Annotated in this window: 18 protein-coding genes, 2 tRNA genes and 1 pseudogene; 17 read left to right on the forward strand and 4 right to left on the reverse strand. The window is 42.8% G+C overall.

Going from position 1 to position 19,253, the window contains the following annotated elements:
• Positions 1 to 118: 118 nt before the first annotated feature.
• The 3 genes from N7974_RS08115 to N7974_RS08125 are packed head-to-tail and all read right to left on the reverse strand — an operon-like array spanning position 119 to position 2,335.
• On the reverse strand, positions 119 to 595 hold the full coding sequence (locus tag N7974_RS08115; protein WP_262965124.1) for a C40 family peptidase: 477 nt from the start codon (positions 593 to 595) through the stop codon (positions 119 to 121).
• A gap of 19 nt (positions 596 to 614) precedes the next feature.
• The gene (locus N7974_RS08120) at positions 615 to 1,214 is read right to left on the reverse strand and encodes an NUDIX domain-containing protein (protein WP_262965125.1); all 600 of its coding nucleotides are present in this window, start codon (positions 1,212 to 1,214) and stop codon (positions 615 to 617) included.
• Entirely contained in the window at positions 1,214 to 2,335 is a 1,122-nt protein-coding gene (locus tag N7974_RS08125) for a PQQ-dependent sugar dehydrogenase (RefSeq protein ID WP_262965126.1), read from the reverse strand. The genes N7974_RS08120 and N7974_RS08125 overlap by 1 nt, the downstream gene beginning before the upstream one ends.
• Positions 2,336 to 2,448: 113 nt before the next feature.
• Here N7974_RS08125 and htpX point away from each other — a divergent pair, with 113 nt between their 5' ends.
• From htpX to N7974_RS08150, 5 genes and pseudogenes are all read left to right on the forward strand, one after another.
• On the forward strand, positions 2,449 to 3,324 hold the full coding sequence (gene htpX / locus N7974_RS08130; RefSeq protein ID WP_262965127.1) for a protease HtpX: 876 nt from the start codon (positions 2,449 to 2,451) through the stop codon (positions 3,322 to 3,324).
• A gap of 335 nt (positions 3,325 to 3,659) precedes the next feature.
• Positions 3,660 to 4,040, forward strand: coding sequence for a hypothetical protein (locus N7974_RS08135; RefSeq protein ID WP_262965128.1), 381 nt, complete (start codon positions 3,660 to 3,662; stop codon positions 4,038 to 4,040).
• A gap of 20 nt (positions 4,041 to 4,060) precedes the next feature.
• Entirely contained in the window at positions 4,061 to 4,732 is a 672-nt protein-coding gene (locus tag N7974_RS08140; protein ID WP_262965129.1) for a DUF2760 domain-containing protein, read from the forward strand.
• On the forward strand, positions 4,729 to 6,813 hold the full coding sequence (locus N7974_RS08145) for an Hsp70 family protein (RefSeq protein ID WP_262965130.1): 2,085 nt from the start codon (positions 4,729 to 4,731) through the stop codon (positions 6,811 to 6,813). Before N7974_RS08140 ends, N7974_RS08145 begins: the two co-directional genes overlap by 4 nt.
• Before the next feature lie 265 nt (positions 6,814 to 7,078).
• Positions 7,079 to 7,456: pseudogene (locus N7974_RS08150) on the forward strand (transposase).
• Between the two features lie 11 nt (positions 7,457 to 7,467).
• Here the strand turns inward: N7974_RS08150 and N7974_RS08155 are convergent.
• Positions 7,468 to 8,085 carry an SOUL family heme-binding protein gene (locus N7974_RS08155; RefSeq protein ID WP_262965131.1) on the reverse strand — a complete coding sequence of 206 codons (618 nt, stop codon included), beginning with the start codon at positions 8,083 to 8,085 and terminating at the stop codon, positions 7,468 to 7,470.
• A gap of 287 nt (positions 8,086 to 8,372) precedes the next feature.
• Here N7974_RS08155 and N7974_RS08160 point away from each other — a divergent pair, with 287 nt between their 5' ends.
• The 12 genes from N7974_RS08160 to N7974_RS08215 all read left to right on the forward strand — a co-directional run bounded on the left by N7974_RS08160 (position 8,373) and on the right by N7974_RS08215 (position 18,944).
• Positions 8,373 to 10,292, forward strand: coding sequence for an ATP-dependent DNA helicase (locus N7974_RS08160; protein ID WP_262965132.1), 1,920 nt, complete (start codon positions 8,373 to 8,375; stop codon positions 10,290 to 10,292).
• Complete coding sequence (gene tsaB / locus N7974_RS08165) at positions 10,289 to 11,014, forward strand: tRNA (adenosine(37)-N6)-threonylcarbamoyltransferase complex dimerization subunit type 1 TsaB (RefSeq protein ID WP_262965133.1); 726 nt, start codon at positions 10,289 to 10,291, stop codon at positions 11,012 to 11,014. The genes N7974_RS08160 and tsaB overlap by 4 nt, the downstream gene beginning before the upstream one ends.
• Positions 11,015 to 11,178: 164 nt before the next feature.
• Positions 11,179 to 11,255 (forward strand) — tRNA-Val (locus tag N7974_RS08170).
• 59 nt (positions 11,256 to 11,314) lie between these two features.
• Positions 11,315 to 13,222, forward strand: coding sequence for a threonine--tRNA ligase (gene thrS / locus N7974_RS08175; RefSeq protein WP_262965134.1), 1,908 nt, complete (start codon positions 11,315 to 11,317; stop codon positions 13,220 to 13,222).
• A gap of 23 nt (positions 13,223 to 13,245) precedes the next feature.
• On the forward strand, positions 13,246 to 13,770 hold the full coding sequence (infC, locus tag N7974_RS08180; RefSeq protein ID WP_262965170.1) for a translation initiation factor IF-3: 525 nt from the start codon (positions 13,246 to 13,248) through the stop codon (positions 13,768 to 13,770).
• 225 nt (positions 13,771 to 13,995) lie between these two features.
• A complete protein-coding gene (gene rpmI, locus N7974_RS08185; protein WP_006892999.1) occupies positions 13,996 to 14,193 on the forward strand; it encodes a 50S ribosomal protein L35 in 198 nt (65 codons plus the stop codon).
• Between the two features lie 18 nt (positions 14,194 to 14,211).
• Positions 14,212 to 14,574, forward strand: coding sequence for a 50S ribosomal protein L20 (gene rplT, locus N7974_RS08190; RefSeq protein WP_243217309.1), 363 nt, complete (start codon positions 14,212 to 14,214; stop codon positions 14,572 to 14,574).
• A 135-nt stretch (positions 14,575 to 14,709) separates the two neighbouring features.
• A complete protein-coding gene (gene pheS, locus N7974_RS08195) occupies positions 14,710 to 15,729 on the forward strand; it encodes a phenylalanine--tRNA ligase subunit alpha (RefSeq protein ID WP_262965171.1) in 1,020 nt (339 codons plus the stop codon).
• Between the two features lie 28 nt (positions 15,730 to 15,757).
• Positions 15,758 to 18,133, forward strand: coding sequence for a phenylalanine--tRNA ligase subunit beta (gene pheT / locus N7974_RS08200; protein WP_262965135.1), 2,376 nt, complete (start codon positions 15,758 to 15,760; stop codon positions 18,131 to 18,133).
• Positions 18,134 to 18,136: 3 nt separating this feature from the next.
• Entirely contained in the window at positions 18,137 to 18,436 is a 300-nt protein-coding gene (ihfA, locus tag N7974_RS08205; protein WP_262965136.1) for an integration host factor subunit alpha, read from the forward strand.
• Entirely contained in the window at positions 18,417 to 18,770 is a 354-nt protein-coding gene (locus tag N7974_RS08210; protein ID WP_262965137.1) for a MerR family transcriptional regulator, read from the forward strand. The genes ihfA and N7974_RS08210 overlap by 20 nt, the downstream gene beginning before the upstream one ends.
• Before the next feature lie 97 nt (positions 18,771 to 18,867).
• A tRNA-Pro gene (locus N7974_RS08215) sits at positions 18,868 to 18,944 on the forward strand.
• The last annotated feature ends 309 nt before the right edge of the window (positions 18,945 to 19,253 follow it).

Here is a 19,253-nt window from a genome sequence, read left to right on the forward strand (position 1 = left end):
TGGATCATACAGTCTTTCAGAAATTAAATTTCCATTACATTAAATTTTGAACCCGTACGGATACCATCCATTGAAGGGATGGTATCCGTTAGTATAGAAATTATTTATCTGATCAAAATCATTTTGGACGACGCACACCGATGTAGTGTTTTTTCCAATAGCTGTTTTTAAGATTGGAGACCAATACTTTACCGGTACGTTGGCTGGGAGCGTGAACGAATTTATCATTATTAACATAAATTCCGACATGAGAAAATGACTTGCCGTTAGTATTAAAAAAAACCAGATCACCGGAATGCACGTCATTTTTGGGGATCTGTGGCAAAGATAATGCCATATCTTTTACTGTGCGCGGCAAGGTTATGCCCTGTTTTTCGTAGACATGTTTAACAAAGCCACTGCAATCAAAACCGTCTTCAGGTGAGCTTTTACCATAACGATAAGGCGTACCTCGCAAGCTTAGCGCATAAGTGATCACTCGCGACTGGTTTTGAGCGGCAGGCTTTATTTCAGGAACGCTGGCGCAACCGGAAAATAAAATAACGACTGCCGGCAAAAGCAAACGAATAAAAACTTTGTTGGTGGACGTATTCATAAACCGGTTTTAGTCGCCGTTACAATAACCATTTTTGCTTGAGTTTTTGTTTGTTCAATGCCAGCCACTGAATGGCAATAATAGGAATTGCCGACTCTATTTTATTGTTTTCCAACATAAAATAGGCTTCATCAAAATCAACGGCGCGCACTAATATATCCTCGTCTTCGTGATCCAGTCCATGAATGCCGCCAATATCAGTGCTGTCTACTTTGCCACAAAACAGGGTGATTCGTTCTGCAGCTCCACCCGGTGTCGTGTAAAACTCATTAATGACCATCAATTCCTGAATTTCGCAGCCGGCTTCCTCCAGTGACTCCCGGTAAGCGACTTCTTCTGCGGTTTCACCTTCTTCAATGGCACCGGCAACAATTTCCACGAGCCAGGCTCTATCGGGTTGCAAAATGGCACCGGCACGGAATTGTTCGATTAATATCACTTTATCGGCATGGGGGTCATATAACAGTACCGCAACGCAACTACCGCGCACAAAAACTTCACGACTTATTTCAGCACTCCAGCCACCGGCATACAAGGTATGTTTTAAGCGGTATTTTTCCATACGGAAAAACCCCGAATAAACGGTTTCCTTATCGATAATCTCAAATTGTTTGGTCATTATTTTCCTTGGTATTCTACTTTATAAATAACACCCAGTTTGTCATCACTAATCAACAAACTGCCATCCGGTAACGTTAACATATCTACAGGACGTCCCAACACATTACCTTCTTTGGTTAACCAGCCACTAATAAAGTCCTGTTCGGAAACGGGTTTACCTTTATTAAACCTGATTAAATCAACGCGATAGCCTTGCGGTTCAGTTCTATTCCAGGAGCCATGCTGTGCGACAAATAACTGGTTTTTGTATTCAACAGGAAATTGTGTGCCTTGATAAAACCGTAAGCCTAACGGGGCAATATGGGCTTTAAATTTCCATACCGGAGCGGTAAATTGTGAACATTTTTTATCGGCCGCTAATTCAGGATCAGGAATGTTGCCACCATGACAATAGGGATAGCCAAAATGATCACCTTTAACAGACCATTGGTTAAGTTCATCGGGTGGCGTATCTTCACCTAAAAGATCCCGGCCATTATCGTTAAAAAACAACGTGCCCGTTTCCGGTTGCCAATCAAAACCAACGGTGTTTCTAATACCCTTGGCAATAATTTCAAAATCACTGCCATCAGGATTTAACCTGACCAGCGAGGCATAAATATCTTTTTCAGGATTACAAATATTGCAGGGCGCACCAATGGCTGTGTACAACTTGTTATCAGGACCAAAACGCAGATATTTCCAGCCGTGATGTTTATCAGAGGGAAATTGGTCATAGATAACAACGGGTTTGGGAGGCTTGGTTAACTGCTTGGTAATGCCATCAAAACGGATAATACGATTGATTTCTGCGACATAAAGTGCACTGTCCTTAAATGCGACGCCATTGGGCATCCTTAAATTGCTGGCAATAACATGGTGTTGTTCAGCTATCCCGTCATTATTGCTATCTTGTAGTGCATAGACGCTGCCTTTTGCACCTGTGCCGACAAAGACGACGCCATTATCACCCAAGGCTAGACTGCGTGCATTGGGTACGTTATCGGCATAAATGGATATTTTAAAGCCTTCGGGTAGATGCAGTTGTTTTAATACGGCCTGATGATCACCGGATTCTGCAAAAGCCAAACAAGTATTAAGTAAAAGTAAGGAAAGTAGCGTGGTTTTAAAAAAATACATGACAATGATCTTAATAAATAGACTTTGCTATATATTATCATTCTTATGAGGGTTGGAATGTGTTATTAAATCCCCATATTAGATCGAACATCAACTTATCTGAGGCTATTACCATGATGCGAATTTTTCTTTTTCTGGCGACCAATATTGCAATAATGGTTGTTGTCAGTATTATTTTTAATTTATTGGGCTTAAGCGGTACTTTGGATGCACAAGGCATAGATCTTAATCTTAATGCCTTATTAGTTATGTCAGCGGTAATCGGCATGACAGGTTCAGTAATTTCTCTGGCGATGTCAAAATGGTCTGCCAAACGGGCGATGGGCGTGCATGTTATTGAACAACCGCAAAATCAGACTGAACAATGGTTACTGGATATTGTGTCTAAGCAGGCACGCCTTGCCGGAATCGATATGCCTGAAGTAGGTATTTTCGAAACCCCTGAAGCTAATGCTTTTGCTACCGGAATGAATAAAAACAGTGCGCTGGTAGCAGTCAGTACCGGTTTACTGCAAAATATGAATGCCGATGAAGTGGAAGCTGTAGTGGGCCATGAAATGACCCATGTTGCCAACGGCGATATGGTTACCATGGCTTTAATGCAAGGAGTGGTAAACACTTTTGTATTCTTTTTTGCAACCATCATTGGTCACTTTGTTGATCGTGTTGTCTTTAAAACCGAGCGAGGTTATGGGCCTGCTTATTACATTACTCAAATGGTTGCACAAATTGCCCTGGGTTTTCTGGCGTCAATGTTGGTTATGTGGTTTTCTCGTTATAGAGAGTTTAAAGCCGATGCCGGTGGTGCAAAATTGGCCGGTAGTGAAAAAATGATTGCCGCTTTACGTGCTTTGCAACGTGGACAAGAGGCGCAAGATTTGCCCGGACAATTAGCGGCTTTTGGTATTAATGGCGGTGGCGTAAGCCGATTGTTCATGAGTCATCCACCATTGGAAGAGCGGATTGCTGCTTTACAAAACAATCGTTAAGTCATTTGATTTGGTATTTTACTAACCGCGAACGTTAAACTATTTAAAAGATTATCACCACGAAGAGCACGAAGAAGTAAACTTTCGTGCCCTTCATACTGACGCGTGACGTGGGTTGCAGTCCAGTACACTCATGTCTTGAAAACTATTGCGATTTTTAACTGTTTAGGTCAAGTTTGCAAACCTCGACCGGCATGGTTGCAGCAATAAAAAAAGCTCCGTTAATCTGTTTTAAGTAATATGTCCTGAATATCCGCGCTTTAAATTATTCATTTGTAACCAGTTCGCGTAAAATCAAGCGCTATAAAACTATAATAATTATCTCAAGGAACACCATGAAAAATATTCTTTTCTTAAGTCTATTGTTGTCTGCCGGAACTGCTTTTTCTGATGATGCGAAAAATGAGTGGCATAACACTACCTTATCAGATGCCACTATTGAAAAAATTCAGGCGGTTAAATATGAGTATAAAAAGTGTGTTGGCGGTGAAATGCAAAAATCAGTCTATCAGAAGCAGGACTCACGCCAGGCGACTGATGCCATTATGAAGCAATGTGAAGCTAATTTAGCGAAGATGCGTGAAGTCTATGCTGAAGCAAAAGTGCCGGAAGTTATTGCCGATCGACATTTAAAACAAGTGCGCACACAAACTACGCGCGATGCTTTGCAAGGTATGATATTTTCTGAGGCATCGCGTAAAGCGGGCAATCAATAATAAAAATAGAGGTTCTTTTAATGAATATGATTTACGCAATTGATTTATCGCTTAAACCTACCACCTTTGATTTATGGCATGTCTGCCTGGCGGGTACCGTAGTTTTATTAGCCCTGATTCTTATTGTATTGCTGCTTACCATGCTCGTTAGCTTGGCGCGCTGTAAGAAAAAGCCCGGAGTACAACCCGTCCAACAAGCTGCGCCAACTCCCGCTCCCGAACCTGTCGTAAAAATCGTGGAGAAAATTGTCGAAGTTGAAAAGCTTGTTTATGCACCGGCACCGGCACCGGAGCCTGTGATATTAAAAGAATCTACACCCGATGCCGCATTACAACTACTGGGACTACTACAAAAAGAAGCACGTTTTATCGACTTTATTAAAGAAGATATTACTTCCTACAACGATGCAGATATTGGTATTGCTGCACGCGTTGTTCATGAAGGCTGTAACAAAGCAATTAACGAACACTTTACACTGGCACCGGTTCGTAGCGAGCAAGAAGGTGAAAAAATCACTCTGCCACAAGGCTTTGATGCCGCTGCAGTGCGATTAACCGGTAATATTGTCGGTTCGGCACCTTTTACGGGAACGCTGATACATAAGGGTTGGCAGGTAACGAGCATCAGACTGCCAAAATTAACTCAAGGCCATAATGCCGCTATTCTTGCCGCAGCAGAGGTTGAGTTATGAGTTTGTTTGGGCATATAAAAAAGCAGACAGACAACAAAGAAGAAGCGGTGAGCCAAAAAGTTTCGGCAATACCTGTTTCAGAGCCTTATGCCGATGATAATAAAGATTCGGCAGGTTTTGGTAATGGATTGTTCAACACAGAGCCTCAAAACCAACAGGTCGATAATTCTGTTGATGAAGATTTTTCTGCGTCAGAATCTTCCTCGGAAACAGACATAAAAGAAACCAGTCAAGACAATGTGTCTTTAGCCCCCAAGCGTTTTTCAGTCGGTATCGATTTAGGTACGACCCATTGTGTTTTGTCATATGCCGAGATTACCGATAGTGACGATGGAGAATTTTCCCAGCAGGTCATGGCAATACCGCAGTTAACCTCGCCAGGTGTAGTTGAAGACAGTTTTCAGTTACCGTCATTCTTATATCAGGCCCACCAGGCAGAGCTTGCCGAAGGATCTACGTCCTTACCTTGGAATGTAAAACCGGATTATCTGGTCGGTGAAATAGCCCGTAATTTGGGTAGTAAAACGCCCATTCGTCTCGTATCCAGTGCCAAAAGCTGGTTATGTCATGCCGGGGTAGATTGTAAATCACCGATACTGCCAGCAGATGCGCCCGATGAAGTAGAACGCATTTCACCGTTTCAGGCAACCACGGCTTATCTGCAACATATCCGTGATGCTTGGCAAAGTCTGCATCCTGAGGCACCGTTGGACAAACAGGATTTGGTGATTACCGTACCTGCCTCGTTTGATCCGGCTGCTCGTGAATTGACTGTTGAATCGGCACGCGCAGTCGGTCTTGATCAAGCAATTTTATTGGAAGAGCCCCAGGCGGCTTTGTATAGCTGGATTGAAAAAAGTCAGGGTGATTGGCGTAAACAAGCGACGTGCGGCGATATTATCCTGGTTATTGATGTTGGCGGTGGAACCACTGATTTATCGTTGATAGCGGTTACCGAGAAAGATGGAAATCTCGAGCTTACCCGTGTTGCTGTAGGCGATCATATTTTACTGGGCGGCGATAATATGGATTTGGCGCTAGCCTATACCGTTAAAGCCAAGCTGGAACAAGATGGAAAACGCCTGGAACCTTGGCAAATTCAGGCTTTAACCCATAGTTGCCGGGATGCTAAAGAAAAAATCTTTAATTCAGCTGATATTGATAATATTCCTTTGGTAGTTGCCAGTCGTGGTTCGTCTTTAATGTCTGGTAACCTGCGTACTGAATTAACCCGTGAGGAAGTCAATAGAGTACTGGTTGAAGGTTTCTTGCCTAAAGTAGCGGTTAGTGAGAGACCGGTAAGTCGTACCCGTACGGGTTTAAGAACGACCGGCTTGCCTTATGCGCAGGATGCAGGGATTACGCGTCATTTAGCGGCTTTTCTGACCAAACAGCAAAATGCTACCGACGATCTTAACGATATCAACCTGCCGGAACATGCGACCTTTTTGCATCCCACTGCCGTCTTGTTTAATGGTGGCGTGTTAAAAGCCAATGCACTGGCTGAGCGATTAATGGAGGTGTTAAATTCTTGGTTAGCCGCTGAACAAGCGCCTGAAGCGCGCTTGTTAGCTGGTGCTGATCTTGATTTGGCCGTTGCACGAGGTGCCGCTTATTATGGTTTTGTACGAAAAGGCAAAGGTGTGCGTATTAAAGGTGGCACGGCTGCTGCTTATTATGTCAGTATTGAAAGCTCGATGCCTGCTGTACCGGGTATGGCTCCAGACATTGTAGCTTTATGTATTGCGCCCTTTGGTATGGAAGAAGGGACACGCGAAGAATTGCCGGATGATGAATTCGGTTTGGTGGTAGGCGAACCGGTACGGTTTCGTTTCTTTGCTTCCACTACCCGTCGTGATGATAAAGTGGGCACTCGTCTGGATTATTGGACGAATGAAGAGCTGTCAGAACTGGATGAACTGGATATTACTTTGCCGGAAGAAGGCCGTAGATCCGGTGAAGTTGTCTCTGTACATTTGTGCGCAGCGGTAACCGAAGTGGGTACACTGGAATTACAAGCGATTTCATTAAAAGACAGTAGCCGCTGGAAAATTGAGTTTGATGTCAGGGCAGGGGATTAAAGCGTATTAATGGATGTCCTTCATCCTCGAAAAAATCATTTGATCCATTAAATACATACATCACAATTTATCGGGTTACGCTGTCGCTAACCCGATTTACGCGGTTGTAATGACAATAAAGTGTAAGTCGAAGAATAAATGACGCCTTATTTAACCGCCGGATTCTTGGAGTCGCTATAATGGTAAAAGCTCAGTAATAGCTGTCTGCCATCAGTATTTAACACTACTATGTGTTTGTAAAAATATTCGGATTCCACGCTATAAAATCTTCAAACAGAAAGTTCAACGCGGAAAATCTCCTATCGATTGCTTCTATGGTTTTAAATTGCATATGATTGTTGATGATTGTGGTGAAATTTTGTCCTTTTCGAATACAAAAGGTAAAGTTGATGACCGGAAACCGGTGTCAAAACTGGCTAAGAATCTGATTGGCAAGATTTTTGGCGATAGGGGGCTATGTTTCTGAGCTATTGGGAACTGATGGCGTTGAATTAATTACAACACTCAAAAAAATATGAAGCCTAAAATTATCGCCGCTTTTAATGCAATTTTACTGAGAAAACGCATTATTATTGAAACTATCAATGATTATCTCAAAATATTTTTCAGCTTGAGCATTCCTGGTAGCGTTTTTGCCGGTTAACATATTCATAATTACTCGATATCAAAATGTACTTCATTGCGACGAAGAAACGGCAAAGTCCAAGGTGGGTCATAAGCGGCAGAACGAGAGGGAGAAATAATTTTGTAATCGTGATTGGTTAACCAGGTTACTAATTCATCCGACTTTATTTTAATGCCTTGTTCAGATAACCCTCCCGAATATTGAATTACAGCGACTTTTTTTTCAGGTATAGCTTTAATTAATACCTGAGCATCTCCGGGTATCGGTGCTGTTGCTAACGTATAGTCTTTGGGAAGTACAAAAGCCATTAGCCAGACTTCGTCCGATTTTTGCTGAAGGACAGGCGCTGTCATGGCCATTTTTTCAGCTGATTGTTCCTGAAGAACCGGTGCTGTCATGCTTAATTTTTGCTGTTTTTGGTTGTTACCAAAAATATACCCGGCAAGGCGTTTAAATCCCTCATTACTGCTGTTTTTATAATCGCCAGTAATTTCGGTTTGAGCCACAACCAGAGCGGGGTAGTGTCTTATTTGGATGTGTCCGTAATCATTAAGCACTTGATAATTTGGCTGATCTGCAGTTCGTACACCAAACAGACTACAGCCGGTGAGGAAAAGGGTAGTTATAACAGTGATCAGTTTCTGCATTGGATATCCATGTGAAGGTTGTCAATCAATTTAGCACTAGCGGACTTTGAAAAATCATTATAATCCGCGAAGTGAATTTCAAGCCACTGTTGTTTATCGAACAATAATACAGCGTAGAGAAATCCGTTAAAATAGTTTGTAAAAGTAGTTTTTAGATGATTAGAAAATGGATAAAAAGACAAGTATAAAATGTACAAGTTATAAAATTACCATTCCTTAATAGCATTCTTGTTTATATTGCCCTACTATGACAGATTTTTAGCTACAGCTGATCGGCATTAACTCAAGTGACAGAATTGGAATCATTTTTTAGCGATAATGGCGCGTTATCGACCGTTATATCAGGTTACCAGCCACGCTCGGCTCAGCTTGAAATGGCGACAGCCATTGCTGATGCAATTAAACAAAAGCAGAATCTGATAGCAGAAGCGGGAACCGGAACGGGTAAGACGTTTGCCTATCTGGTGCCCGCTATTTTATCCGGCAAAAAGGCTATTATCTCGACCGGAACCAAAAATCTTCAAGACCAACTGTTTAATAAAGATTTACCGGTTATTCGTAAAGCCATAAAAACGCCCTTTATTGCTGCGCTGCTAAAAGGCAGAAGCAATTATTTATGTACCTATCGACTACAAAATGCACTAACGTCCAGTTTGGGATTTAGTAAAGAAGATGCGCTCGCCTTAGGTAAAATAAAAGCTTGGGCGCAACGTACCAAAGCGGGTGATATTTCTGAAATGTCCGGTGTTACTGAAGGTGATCCGGTTTGGTATCAGGCAACATCTACCCAAGATAATTGCTTGGGACAGGATTGCCCTGATTATGCTGAGTGTTTTTTGGTTAAGGCACGTAAGAAAGCTCAGGAAGCTGATGTCCTGGTGGTTAATCATCATTTATTATGTGCCGATTGGTCACTTCGAGATGGCGGTTTTGGTGAGTTATTACCCAATGCCGAAGTGGTTGTTATTGATGAAGCCCATCAATTAGCCGAAACCGCATCCAATTTTTTAGGGATTAATATCGGTGCCAAGCAATTGAACGATCTGGCGCAGGATGTGCTGGTGGAATATTACAAAGATGCGACTGATATACCGGCTTTGCGTACCGCCTGCGAAGATCTGGATCATGAAATTAAAGATTTGCGCTTGGCTTTTGGCATGGAGCTTAAGCGGGGCGAGTGGCAGGATATTGAAAATAACCCAAAAATATCGGGTGGATTAAATGCGGTTAAAGAGCAATTACAGCGTTTGACTGATCAATTAATGCTGGCGTCTGTTAAAACCAAAGCCTTGGACGCCTGTTTTAAACGTGCAGAAGAGATGGTTCAGAAGCTGGATTTAATTCTGAATGATCATAGTGGTAAATGGATACGCTGGTATGAGATACATAGAAAAACTTTTACGTTAAGTCTTACGCCGTTGGATATTGCGGCAGAATTTCATGGTTTTATGCAACAACACAAGGCAGCATGGATTTTTACCTCAGCGACTTTAAGTATTGCCAACAAGTTTGATTATTTTGCCCATAATCTCGGGCTTAATAATGCCGCCAGTGAAAGCTGGGGCAGTCCTTTTGATTATCCTAATCAATCTCTCTTTTATCATCCTAAAGGCTTACCACAGCCAAATGACCCAAGTTTTATTCCCATGATTGTTGACTTCGCCTTGCCTGTGTTGCAGGCCAGCAAGGGCCGGGCATTCTTTTTATTTACCAGTCATCGCGCTCTTAATCAAGCGGCAGAAATACTGGAAAAAAAATTAACTTATCCCTTGTTGATTCAGGGCAGTCGGCCTAAGGCGCTGTTGTTGGAACAGTTTAAAGAAGCCGGGAATGCCGTTTTGTTAGGGACATCCAGTTTTTGGGAGGGCGTGGATGTCAGAGGGGAGGCATTATCCTGCGTTATTATTGACAAGCTTCCTTTTGCATCCCCCGGTGATCCGGTGTTAAAGGCGCGTCTGGAAGCGATGACACAGCAGGGCAAAAATCCGTTTTTTGAATATCAACTGCCTACTGCGGTGATTGCCTTAAGGCAGGGTATCGGTCGGTTGATTCGTGATGTCACTGATCGGGGTGTATTGATGGTATGTGACCCACGCTTATTAAAGCGATCTTACGGGCAGTTATTTTTAGACAGTATTCCGGCCATGAGACGGACGCGCGATATAACGGATGTACAAGCATTTTTTCAAGAAGAGAAGCAATCATGAAATTATTGGCAGTAGAAACATCAACTGAAGCTTGTTCAGCCGCATTAATTATTGATGGTGTTGTCAGTGAGCGTTTTGAATTGGCACCTAAAGAACATACCCGACTGATTTTGCCGATGATAGATGAATTAATGTCAGCAGCAGGGTTAAAACCGCAGCAACTTGATGCGCTGGCATTTAGTTGTGGCCCGGGTTCGTTTACCGGCGTTCGGATTGCCACTGCGGTGATTCAGGGTATAGCTTTGGGTGCTGATTTACCGATAGTGCCGGTATCGACTTTGGCGGCAATCGCCCAAGATTTTTTTGATAAAAATAATGATAAACCTCTACGCGAAAGTTTAAAGATAGCACCGACAAATTGCAATCTTGCTTTTACGGCAATGGATGCCAGAATGGGCGAGATATTTTGGGGAGTTTATCAACGTAACGAACAGGGTTTTGCCGAATTGATAGGCAAAGAATCTGTTACGACTGCGGTTGATGTCGAGTTTCCCGATTTGATCGGTGCCGGTGTTGGTTCAGGATGGGGGGTTTACCATGATGAGTTAATGGCTCGGTTGGCCGGTCGGGTTAGTTACTGCGAAATCGACAATCTACCCAGAGCTGGTGCGATTGCAATATTAGGCGCGCAAGGCTTTAAGCAGGGTCTGGCAGTTACGGTTGAACAAGCAATGCCGGTTTATTTACGCGATAAGGTCGCAAAAAAAGAATCAGAGCGATAAGTTGTATGCATTGATGGTATTTAAAGTGGTATTTAAGTATTTTTACCGTTATGGCAAGTGGTGAAAAGATTTGTACATTGGACATATTCTGCACAGGAAGTCGCGTGGGGGTTGCGTAACTAAAATCTATAGGTATAATAGCGGGCTTGAAGTAATAAAACTTCAGGCGCGTAGCTCAGCTGGTTAGAGCACCACCTTGACATGGTGGGGGTCGTTGGTTCGAGTCCAATCGTGCCTACCAACATTAAAGCACTGCTAAAGCGGTGCTTTTTTTATTGTAGCAACCAGAAAAATATAAACATGCCCGTAATTACTCTTCCTGATGGTTCCCGTCGTGAGTTTGACCACGCTGTTACAGTAATGGATGTCGCTCAATCCATAGGTTCAGGATTGGCCAAGGCAACCCTGGCTGGTCGGGTTAATGATGTATTAGTCGATGCCAGTACCTTAATTGACCAGGATGCTACTTTAAAAATTATTACCGCAAAAGATGAAGAGGGTGTTGATGTCATTCGTCATTCCACTGCACATCTATTGGCGCAGGCCGTAAAACAATTATTTCCTGATGCACAAGTCACTATTGGGCCGGTTATCGAAAACGGCTTTTACTATGACTTTGCCTACCAACGGCCGTTTACGCCTGATGACCTGACAGCTATAGAAGCAAAAATGCAGCAGCTGGTCTCTGAAGATCATGCGATTAGTCGCACGGTATTAGGTAGAGATGACGCGGTAAAGTTTTTTAAAGGTCAGGGTGAAAGCTATAAAGCCGAACTTATCGAGTCTATACCGGCAGATCAGGATTTATCTCTTTATCAGCAAGGTGGCTTTACTGATCTTTGTCGTGGTCCACATGTACCCAGTACCGGTAAAATAAGCGCTTTTAAATTAATGAAGATTGCCGGCGCTTACTGGCGTGGTAATTCTGACAATGAAATGTTGCAGCGCATATACGGTACGGCATGGGGTGATAAAAAAGAATTACAGGCTTATTTGCATCGTCTGGAAGAAGCAGAAAAACGTGATCACCGTAAGTTGGCAAAAATACTGAATTTGTTTCATACCCAGGAAGAAGCGCCCGGGATGGTATTTTGGCACGAGAAAGGCTGGATTATTTATCAACAGATTGAGCAATTTATCCGTGAAAAATTACGGGTAAACGGTTACGGCGAAGTTAAAACGCCGCAATTGGTAGATCGATCCCTTTGGGAAAAATCAGGTCACTGGGATAAATTCGGTGCCATGATTTTTACAACGCATTCGGAAAATCGCGATTATGCGATTAAGCCGATGAATTGCCCGTGTCATGTGCAAATTTATAACCAGGGCATTAAAAGTTACCGCGATTTACCTGTTCGCATTGCCGAGTTTGGTTCTTGTCATCGTAATGAACCATCAGGTACATTGCATGGGCTGATGAGAGTCAGGAATTTTGTCCAGGATGATGCGCATATCTTTTGTACAGAAAGCCAGATTCAGGACGAAGTATCAACTTTTATTGATATGTTGTTCTCGGTTTATAAAGACTTTGGCTTTGAAGAAGTCATTATGAAATTATCGACACGTCCTGAAAACAGGGTGGGTGATGATTCGGTCTGGGATAAAGCAGAGAATGCCTTGGAACTGGCGCTGAACAACAAAGGTTTGAAATGGGATTTACAGCCGGGTGAGGGTGCTTTTTACGGGCCTAAAATTGAATTTTCTTTAAAAGACTGTATTGGACGAGTTTGGCAATGCGGTACGATCCAGGTTGATTTTTCCATGCCGGGTCGCTTGGGCGCAACTTATATTGCTGAAGATGGTTCCAAACAGGTTCCGGTTATGCTCCATAGGGCCATACTGGGTTCGCTAGAGCGTTTTATCGGTATTTTGATCGAAGAATACGCTGGAACCTTTCCTGTTTGGCTAGCTCCCGTACAAGTTATGGTGATTAATATTGCTGGCCGACATGCAGAATATGCGTCTAAAATCATGAACGATTTAGAGCAACAAGGCATCAGGGCAAAAATAGACTTGAGAAATGAGAAGATCGGGTTTAAAATTCGCGATCACTCTATGCAACGGGTGCCGTATCTTGTCATTATTGGTGATAAAGAGTTAGAAGATCAAAATATTACGGTACGTACGCAAAAAGGTGAAGATTTAGGTAGTCTGTCAATCAGTGAATTTGCCGAACGGCTAAATCAAGAGATTGCGGACAGAAAATAATAGTATTTTTGGAGGATTAGGGTATCGCTGCTAAAAAAGATGAAACGCGCCTGAATGATGCAATCACTGCAAGAAAAGTGAGGGTAACAGGTGCTGAGGGTGAAGCATTAGGTATTATCTCGCTGGATGAGGCCAAACAGATTGCTTATGCAGCAGACTTGGATTTAGTAGAAATATCGCCAAACGCGGATCCACCCGTTTGCAAGATAATGAACTACGGCAAATACCAGTTTGAGCTTAATAAAAAACTTCAAATTGCCAAAAAGAAACAAAAGCAAATCCAGGTTAAAGAAATTAAATTCAGACCCGGTACTGACGAAGGCGATTACCAAGTTAAGTTACGCAGTTTGGTTAAATTTCTTAACGATGGTGATAAAACCAAAGTTACCGTACGTTACCGTGGTCGTGAAATGGCGCATCGGGAAATCGGTATGGATTTGCTAAAGCGTATAGAAAAAGATTTGGAAGAAATAGCCATTGTCGAGCAGTTCCCAAAAATGGAAGGCCGACAAATGATTATGGTTATGTCACCAAAAAAGAAAAAATAACTACGACTAAATCACATTGTTCGCACAGTTTATAGCTGTTTATCAGCGCTGTGCCAACAATGGTAATAATTGTCGAGTCGTTGCCTTGCAACGTCTCTGCACAAGGTAGCAAAGGATATGCTATTTAAAGGCATCATTTATGATGCCGGTAATTCTTCAGGGCCATGCATTTTGCCTTGTCGGGTTATATCTCAGGGACTTTTTTTATATTATTGGAGCAAACAAATGCCAAAAATAAAAACTAACCGTGGTGCTGCCAAGCGTTTTAGACGCACTGGCAATGGCGGTTTTAAGTGTGGACAGTCGCATCGTCGTCATATTTTGACCAAGAAATCGACTAAAAGAAAAAGACAGTTACGCTCGCCCGCAACTATTCATCCATCAGATGTGCGCATGGCCGCACGTATGATGCCTTACAGTTAATAATAGAGGAGAATAGGAATGCCTAGAGTTAAACGCGGCGTAACAGCCAGAGCAAGACACAAGAAAGTATTAAAACAAGCAAAAGGTTACTATGGTGCCCGTAGTCGGGTTTATCGTGTAGCTAAACAAGCGGTAATCAAAGCGGGTCAATATGCGTACCGCGATCGCAAACAAAGAAAACGTCAATTCCGCGCCTTGTGGATTGTCCGTATTAATGCTGCTGCACGCATGTATGGAATATCTTACAGTCGCTTGATCAATGGCTTAACAAAAGCCAATGTAAAGATTGACCGTAAAGTTTTAGCGGACATCGCAGTACGTGACATTGAATCATTTGGCAAAATAGCAGAAATCGCTATAGCCAATCAAAGTCAGCCTTAAGAAAGACGCAGTTTTTCATTTCTGAGGCATCTTTATGATGCCACTCGTCTCTTGTAAAAGAGGCGAGTGTTTCAGGATCGTTATCCTGAAACTTATTTAAAAATTCTCCTACCCCTAATCAAAGCGAGCAGTGCAGTGTCGGCTATCCTTGAAGAGATTCTCGCGCAGGCATTACAAGAGCTTGCGGCAGTAAATGACCTTAATCAATTCGATAAGGTTCGTGTCCACTACCTTGGTAAAAAAGGTTTGTTTACCCTACAGATGAAAGAGCTTGGCAACCTTGAGCCCGAGCAGCGACGATCTGTTGGACAAATAATCAACCAAGCTAAAGATCAGTTTCAGCAACAGCTGGAAACTTGCAAAAATCAGTTGGAAAATGTCGCGTTAGCTGAAAGACTAGCTGGCGAGCGTATTGATGTGAGCTTGCCTGGACGCGGTCAATCAGTGGCAGGATTACATCCTGTGACTACAACGCTTCGGCGTATTTCTAAAATATTTGCCAGTGTCGGCTTTAAAGTGGTTGAAGGTCCTGAAATCGAAGACGATTATCATAACTTTGAAGCGCTTAATATTCCCAGTTCTCATCCGGCCAGGGCAATGCATGATACGTTTTATTTTGACGCCCATACGCTCTTAAGAACACATACATCCCCGGTGCAAATTAGAACGATGGAATCCGAACAGCCGCCATTAAAAGTGATTGCGCCTGGTCGGGTTTATCGTTGTGATTCAGATATTACGCATACCCCCATGTTTCATCAGGTAGAAGGCTTTTTGGTTGATACCGATGTCAGCTTTGCCGACTTGAAAGGTGTGGTTTACGAATTTCTTCGCGCATTTTTTGAAAAAGATATTCAAGTACGTTTTAGACCTTCTTACTTTCCCTTTACCGAGCCTTCTGCGGAAGTTGATATTGAATGCGTTATGTGTAATGGCGAAGGCTGTCGCGTATGTAGTCAAACCGGATGGTTGGAAGTGATGGGTTGCGGCATGATTCATCCCGAAGTTTTTAAAGCGGTTAATATTGATAGTGAACAGTACGGCGGCTTTGCTTTTGGTATGGGTGTCGAACGTCTCGCAATGTTGCGCTATGGCATTAATGATTTACGGTTGTTTTTTGAAAATGATCTTAAATTTTTAGAGCAATTTCATTAAGTTGTTGTTACACAGGAAAACTTGAATCATGCAAATTAGTGAAGCCTGGTTAAGATCGTATGTTAATCCGGCAATAAGTACCGAAGAACTGGTTGAACAGTTAACGATGTCAGGACTGGAAGTTGGATCTGTAGAGCCCGCCGCTGCAAAATTTAGTGGTGTTGTTGTGGGTGAAGTCATGTCCATGCATCAGCATCCTGATGCCGATCGCCTGCGTATTTGTCTCGTGGCTGTAGGTCAGGCAGAGCCTTTACAAATTGTCTGCGGTGCAAGTAATGTCCGTGTTGGCTTAAAAATCCCTGCGGCGTTAATCGGTGCCATCCTGCCGGGCGATTTTAAAATAAAAAGATCAAAGCTGCGTGGCGAAGAATCCTTTGGCATGTTGTGTTCAGAAAAGGAATTGGGGTTGGCGACGGATGCCAATGGTTTAATGGAGTTGGCCGACGATGCCCCGGTTGGCGTTGATATTCGTGATTATTTATCACTTGATGATAATATTATCGAAGTTGATTTAACGCCTAACAGAGCCGATTGTTTATGTGTTGAAGGTTTGGCGCGTGAAGTCGCGGTGCTAAACAAGATGGATTGGACCACCACTCAAATTGACAGCGTCACCATTGGCTGCCAAGACGTCTTAAGCGTATCAGTAGAAGCGACAGAAGCCTGTCCTCGTTACTTGGGGCGCTTGATTAACGGCGTCAATGCTCAAGCGGTAACGCCACTCTGGATGCAGGAACGTCTGCGTCGTTCAGGCTTAAGAAGCCTCGGGCCTTTAGTCGATGTTACTAATTATGTATTGATAGAACTGGGACAGCCTTTGCATGTATTTGATACGGCAAAGCTGTCTGGTGGTATTACCGTCCGTTTGGCTAAAGCCGATGAAGCTCTAACATTGTTAAATAATCAGGTTATTAAACTTGATAATGAAGCTTTGGTTATTGCCGATGACAAGCAAGTTCTGGCACTTGCCGGTATTATGGGTGGCAGTGATTCTGCTGTTAATAACGATACCCGGTCAGTATTTTTGGAATGTGCGTTCTTTGCACCTCATGCGATAGCTGGCAAAGCCCGTCGATTTGGTTTACATACCGATTCGTCACATCGTTTTGAGCGAGGCGTTGATGCTACTTTGCAATTAAGAGCCATTGAGCGTGCTACGCAATTAATCATTGATATTACTGGCGGCGAGCCAGGTCCTATTACCGAGGTAACAACTGACGTGGCTTTGCCACAACGCCAGGCGGTCTTGTTAAGGCGAGAACGCATAGTGAAAACGCTGGGTATTGCCTTGGCCGATGAACACGTTGTTGATATTTTTCAACGCTTGGCAATGGTTGTCCAAACACAAACCGATGGCTGGCAAATTAGTCCGCCGGGTTTTCGTTTTGATATTGCTATTGAAGCCGACTTAATTGAAGAAATAGCGCGGATTTATGGTTATAACAACTTGCCTAGCAGCAGTTTGTTAATGCGTTCCGAATTAAGCTTAGTTACTGAAGCATTACTCGACATTGATCGGGTTAAAGATTTGCTGGTTGACAGAGGTTATCAGGAAGCCATTACTTACAGCTTTGTTGATGAAGATATCCAAAAAGCTATCGCTCCTGAAATGGATGTTATTCGCTTACAAAATCCGATTTCTTCAGAATTGGCGGTGATGCGTACGACGCTTTGGTGTGGCTTATTAAAAGCGGCTCTTTACAACACCAATCGTCAGCAAAACAGAGTTCGACTATTTGAAGCGGGTCTGCGTTTTATTAAAAAAGACGGTGAAACACAGCAACAGAAAATGCTGGCAGGTTTGGTTTTAGGTGATGTTTATAGTGATCAATGGGGCGATAAAGCCCGTAAAGTTGATTTTTTTGACATGAAAGCCGATATAGAAGCGATTTTTGCATTGACTGGTTGTCAGGTGAGATTTTTATCAGCACAGCAATCGGCATTGCATCCTGGGCAAACCGCTGAAATATTGACATCCGATGGTGAAACAGTCGGATGGATGGGTATGTTGCATCCAAATCTGGAAAAACAATTAGGCTTTGATACTCAGGTTTTTCTATTTGAACTGGATCAAAACCGGTTACTTAACAAGCGTATTCCTGTCTTTAAATCGTTATCAAAGTACCCATCCGTAAAGCGTGATTTAGCCTTAATCGTTAACGAAGACGTCTCTGCGAGTGAAATCGTCAACTGTATAATGGGCAGTGCAGAGCCGACTTTACAAGAGGTCGTTATTTTTGATATATACCGTGGTAAAGGTGTCGAAGAGGGCAGCAAAAGTATCGCCTTAACGTTAGTCATGCAAGATTACAAACAAACACTAACAGACACTGAAATAGATGCTATCGTTGGCAGACTGTTAACCCTATTGAACACTGAAAAAAATGCAAAGCTGAGGGATTGATTTATGGCATTAACAAAAGCAGATTTTGCCGAAAGGCTGTTTGACGAGCTAGGCTTAAACAAGCGCGAAGCAAAAGAAATGGTGGAGCTGTTTTTTGAAGAAATCAAAAGTTCCTTGGAGCAGGGTAAGCAGGTAAAAATTTCTGGTTTTGGAAAATTTGAACTTCGTGATAAAACCAGTCGTCCGGGTAGAAATCCAAAAACCGGCGAAGAAATCCCGATAACTGCCAGGCGTGTGGTAACATTCAGGTCTGGACAGAAACTTAAAGCCCGAGTAGAAGCCTATGTTGGAGCCGAGCAATAACAACGAATACCCAGCCATACCTGAAAAGCTTTATTTCACGATAGGTGAAGTGAGCGAGTTGTGTGGTGTCAAACCACACGTACTCCGCTATTGGGAGCAAGAATTTACCGAGTTGAGTCCGGTAAAAAGACGTGGTAATCGTCGTTATTATCAGCGTCACGAAGTGCTGATGATACGGCAAATAAGAGCGTTGTTATATGAGCAAGGCTACACAATCGGTGGTGCCAGAGCACACTTAATAAGTGATAATGCAAAAGATGACGTCAACAAGTCAAAGCAGTTAATACACCAAATGATTGCCGAACTTGAAGATATTTTGGAATTACTCAAATAGGCGCTTACAGTTAAGCGTATTGTGTAGTATAATTTCGCACTTAGTTGTTAGGGGTTGTGTTCATAATCCTTTCAGTTTTATACAATTATTTCAATGTCGGGGCGTAGCGCAGCTTGGTAGCGCACTTGTCTGGGGGACAAGGGGTCACAGGTTCAAATCCTGTCGTCCCGACCAATTGAAACAATGACTTACAAAATAAGCGATTTTGAAAAAAGTAAAAATAGCGATTTCGGGATAGCAATCGGGATAGCATTTTTAAATCATTGCAGTTTCTAACGAATTTTAAAACATCGGCAATCATTGCCGTTGACCAATAAGCACTTGGTGCAAAAAGTTTCATTGCTGCGGTTCTTTAGGGTGACTGCTGGCAGGTACTGGTATTTCAAAACAGTGCTAATCAAATTTCCAGTATTAACCTGTACTATTTCGCCGTATCGCCCGCATATCAGAACATCTAGGCAGGTACTATGTTTCTTGTTGATA

The organism is Methylobacter psychrophilus (assembly GCF_025583945.1).
In the GTDB taxonomy this organism is placed as follows: Bacteria; Pseudomonadota; Gammaproteobacteria; order Methylococcales; family Methylomonadaceae; genus Methylobacter_C; species Methylobacter_C psychrophilus.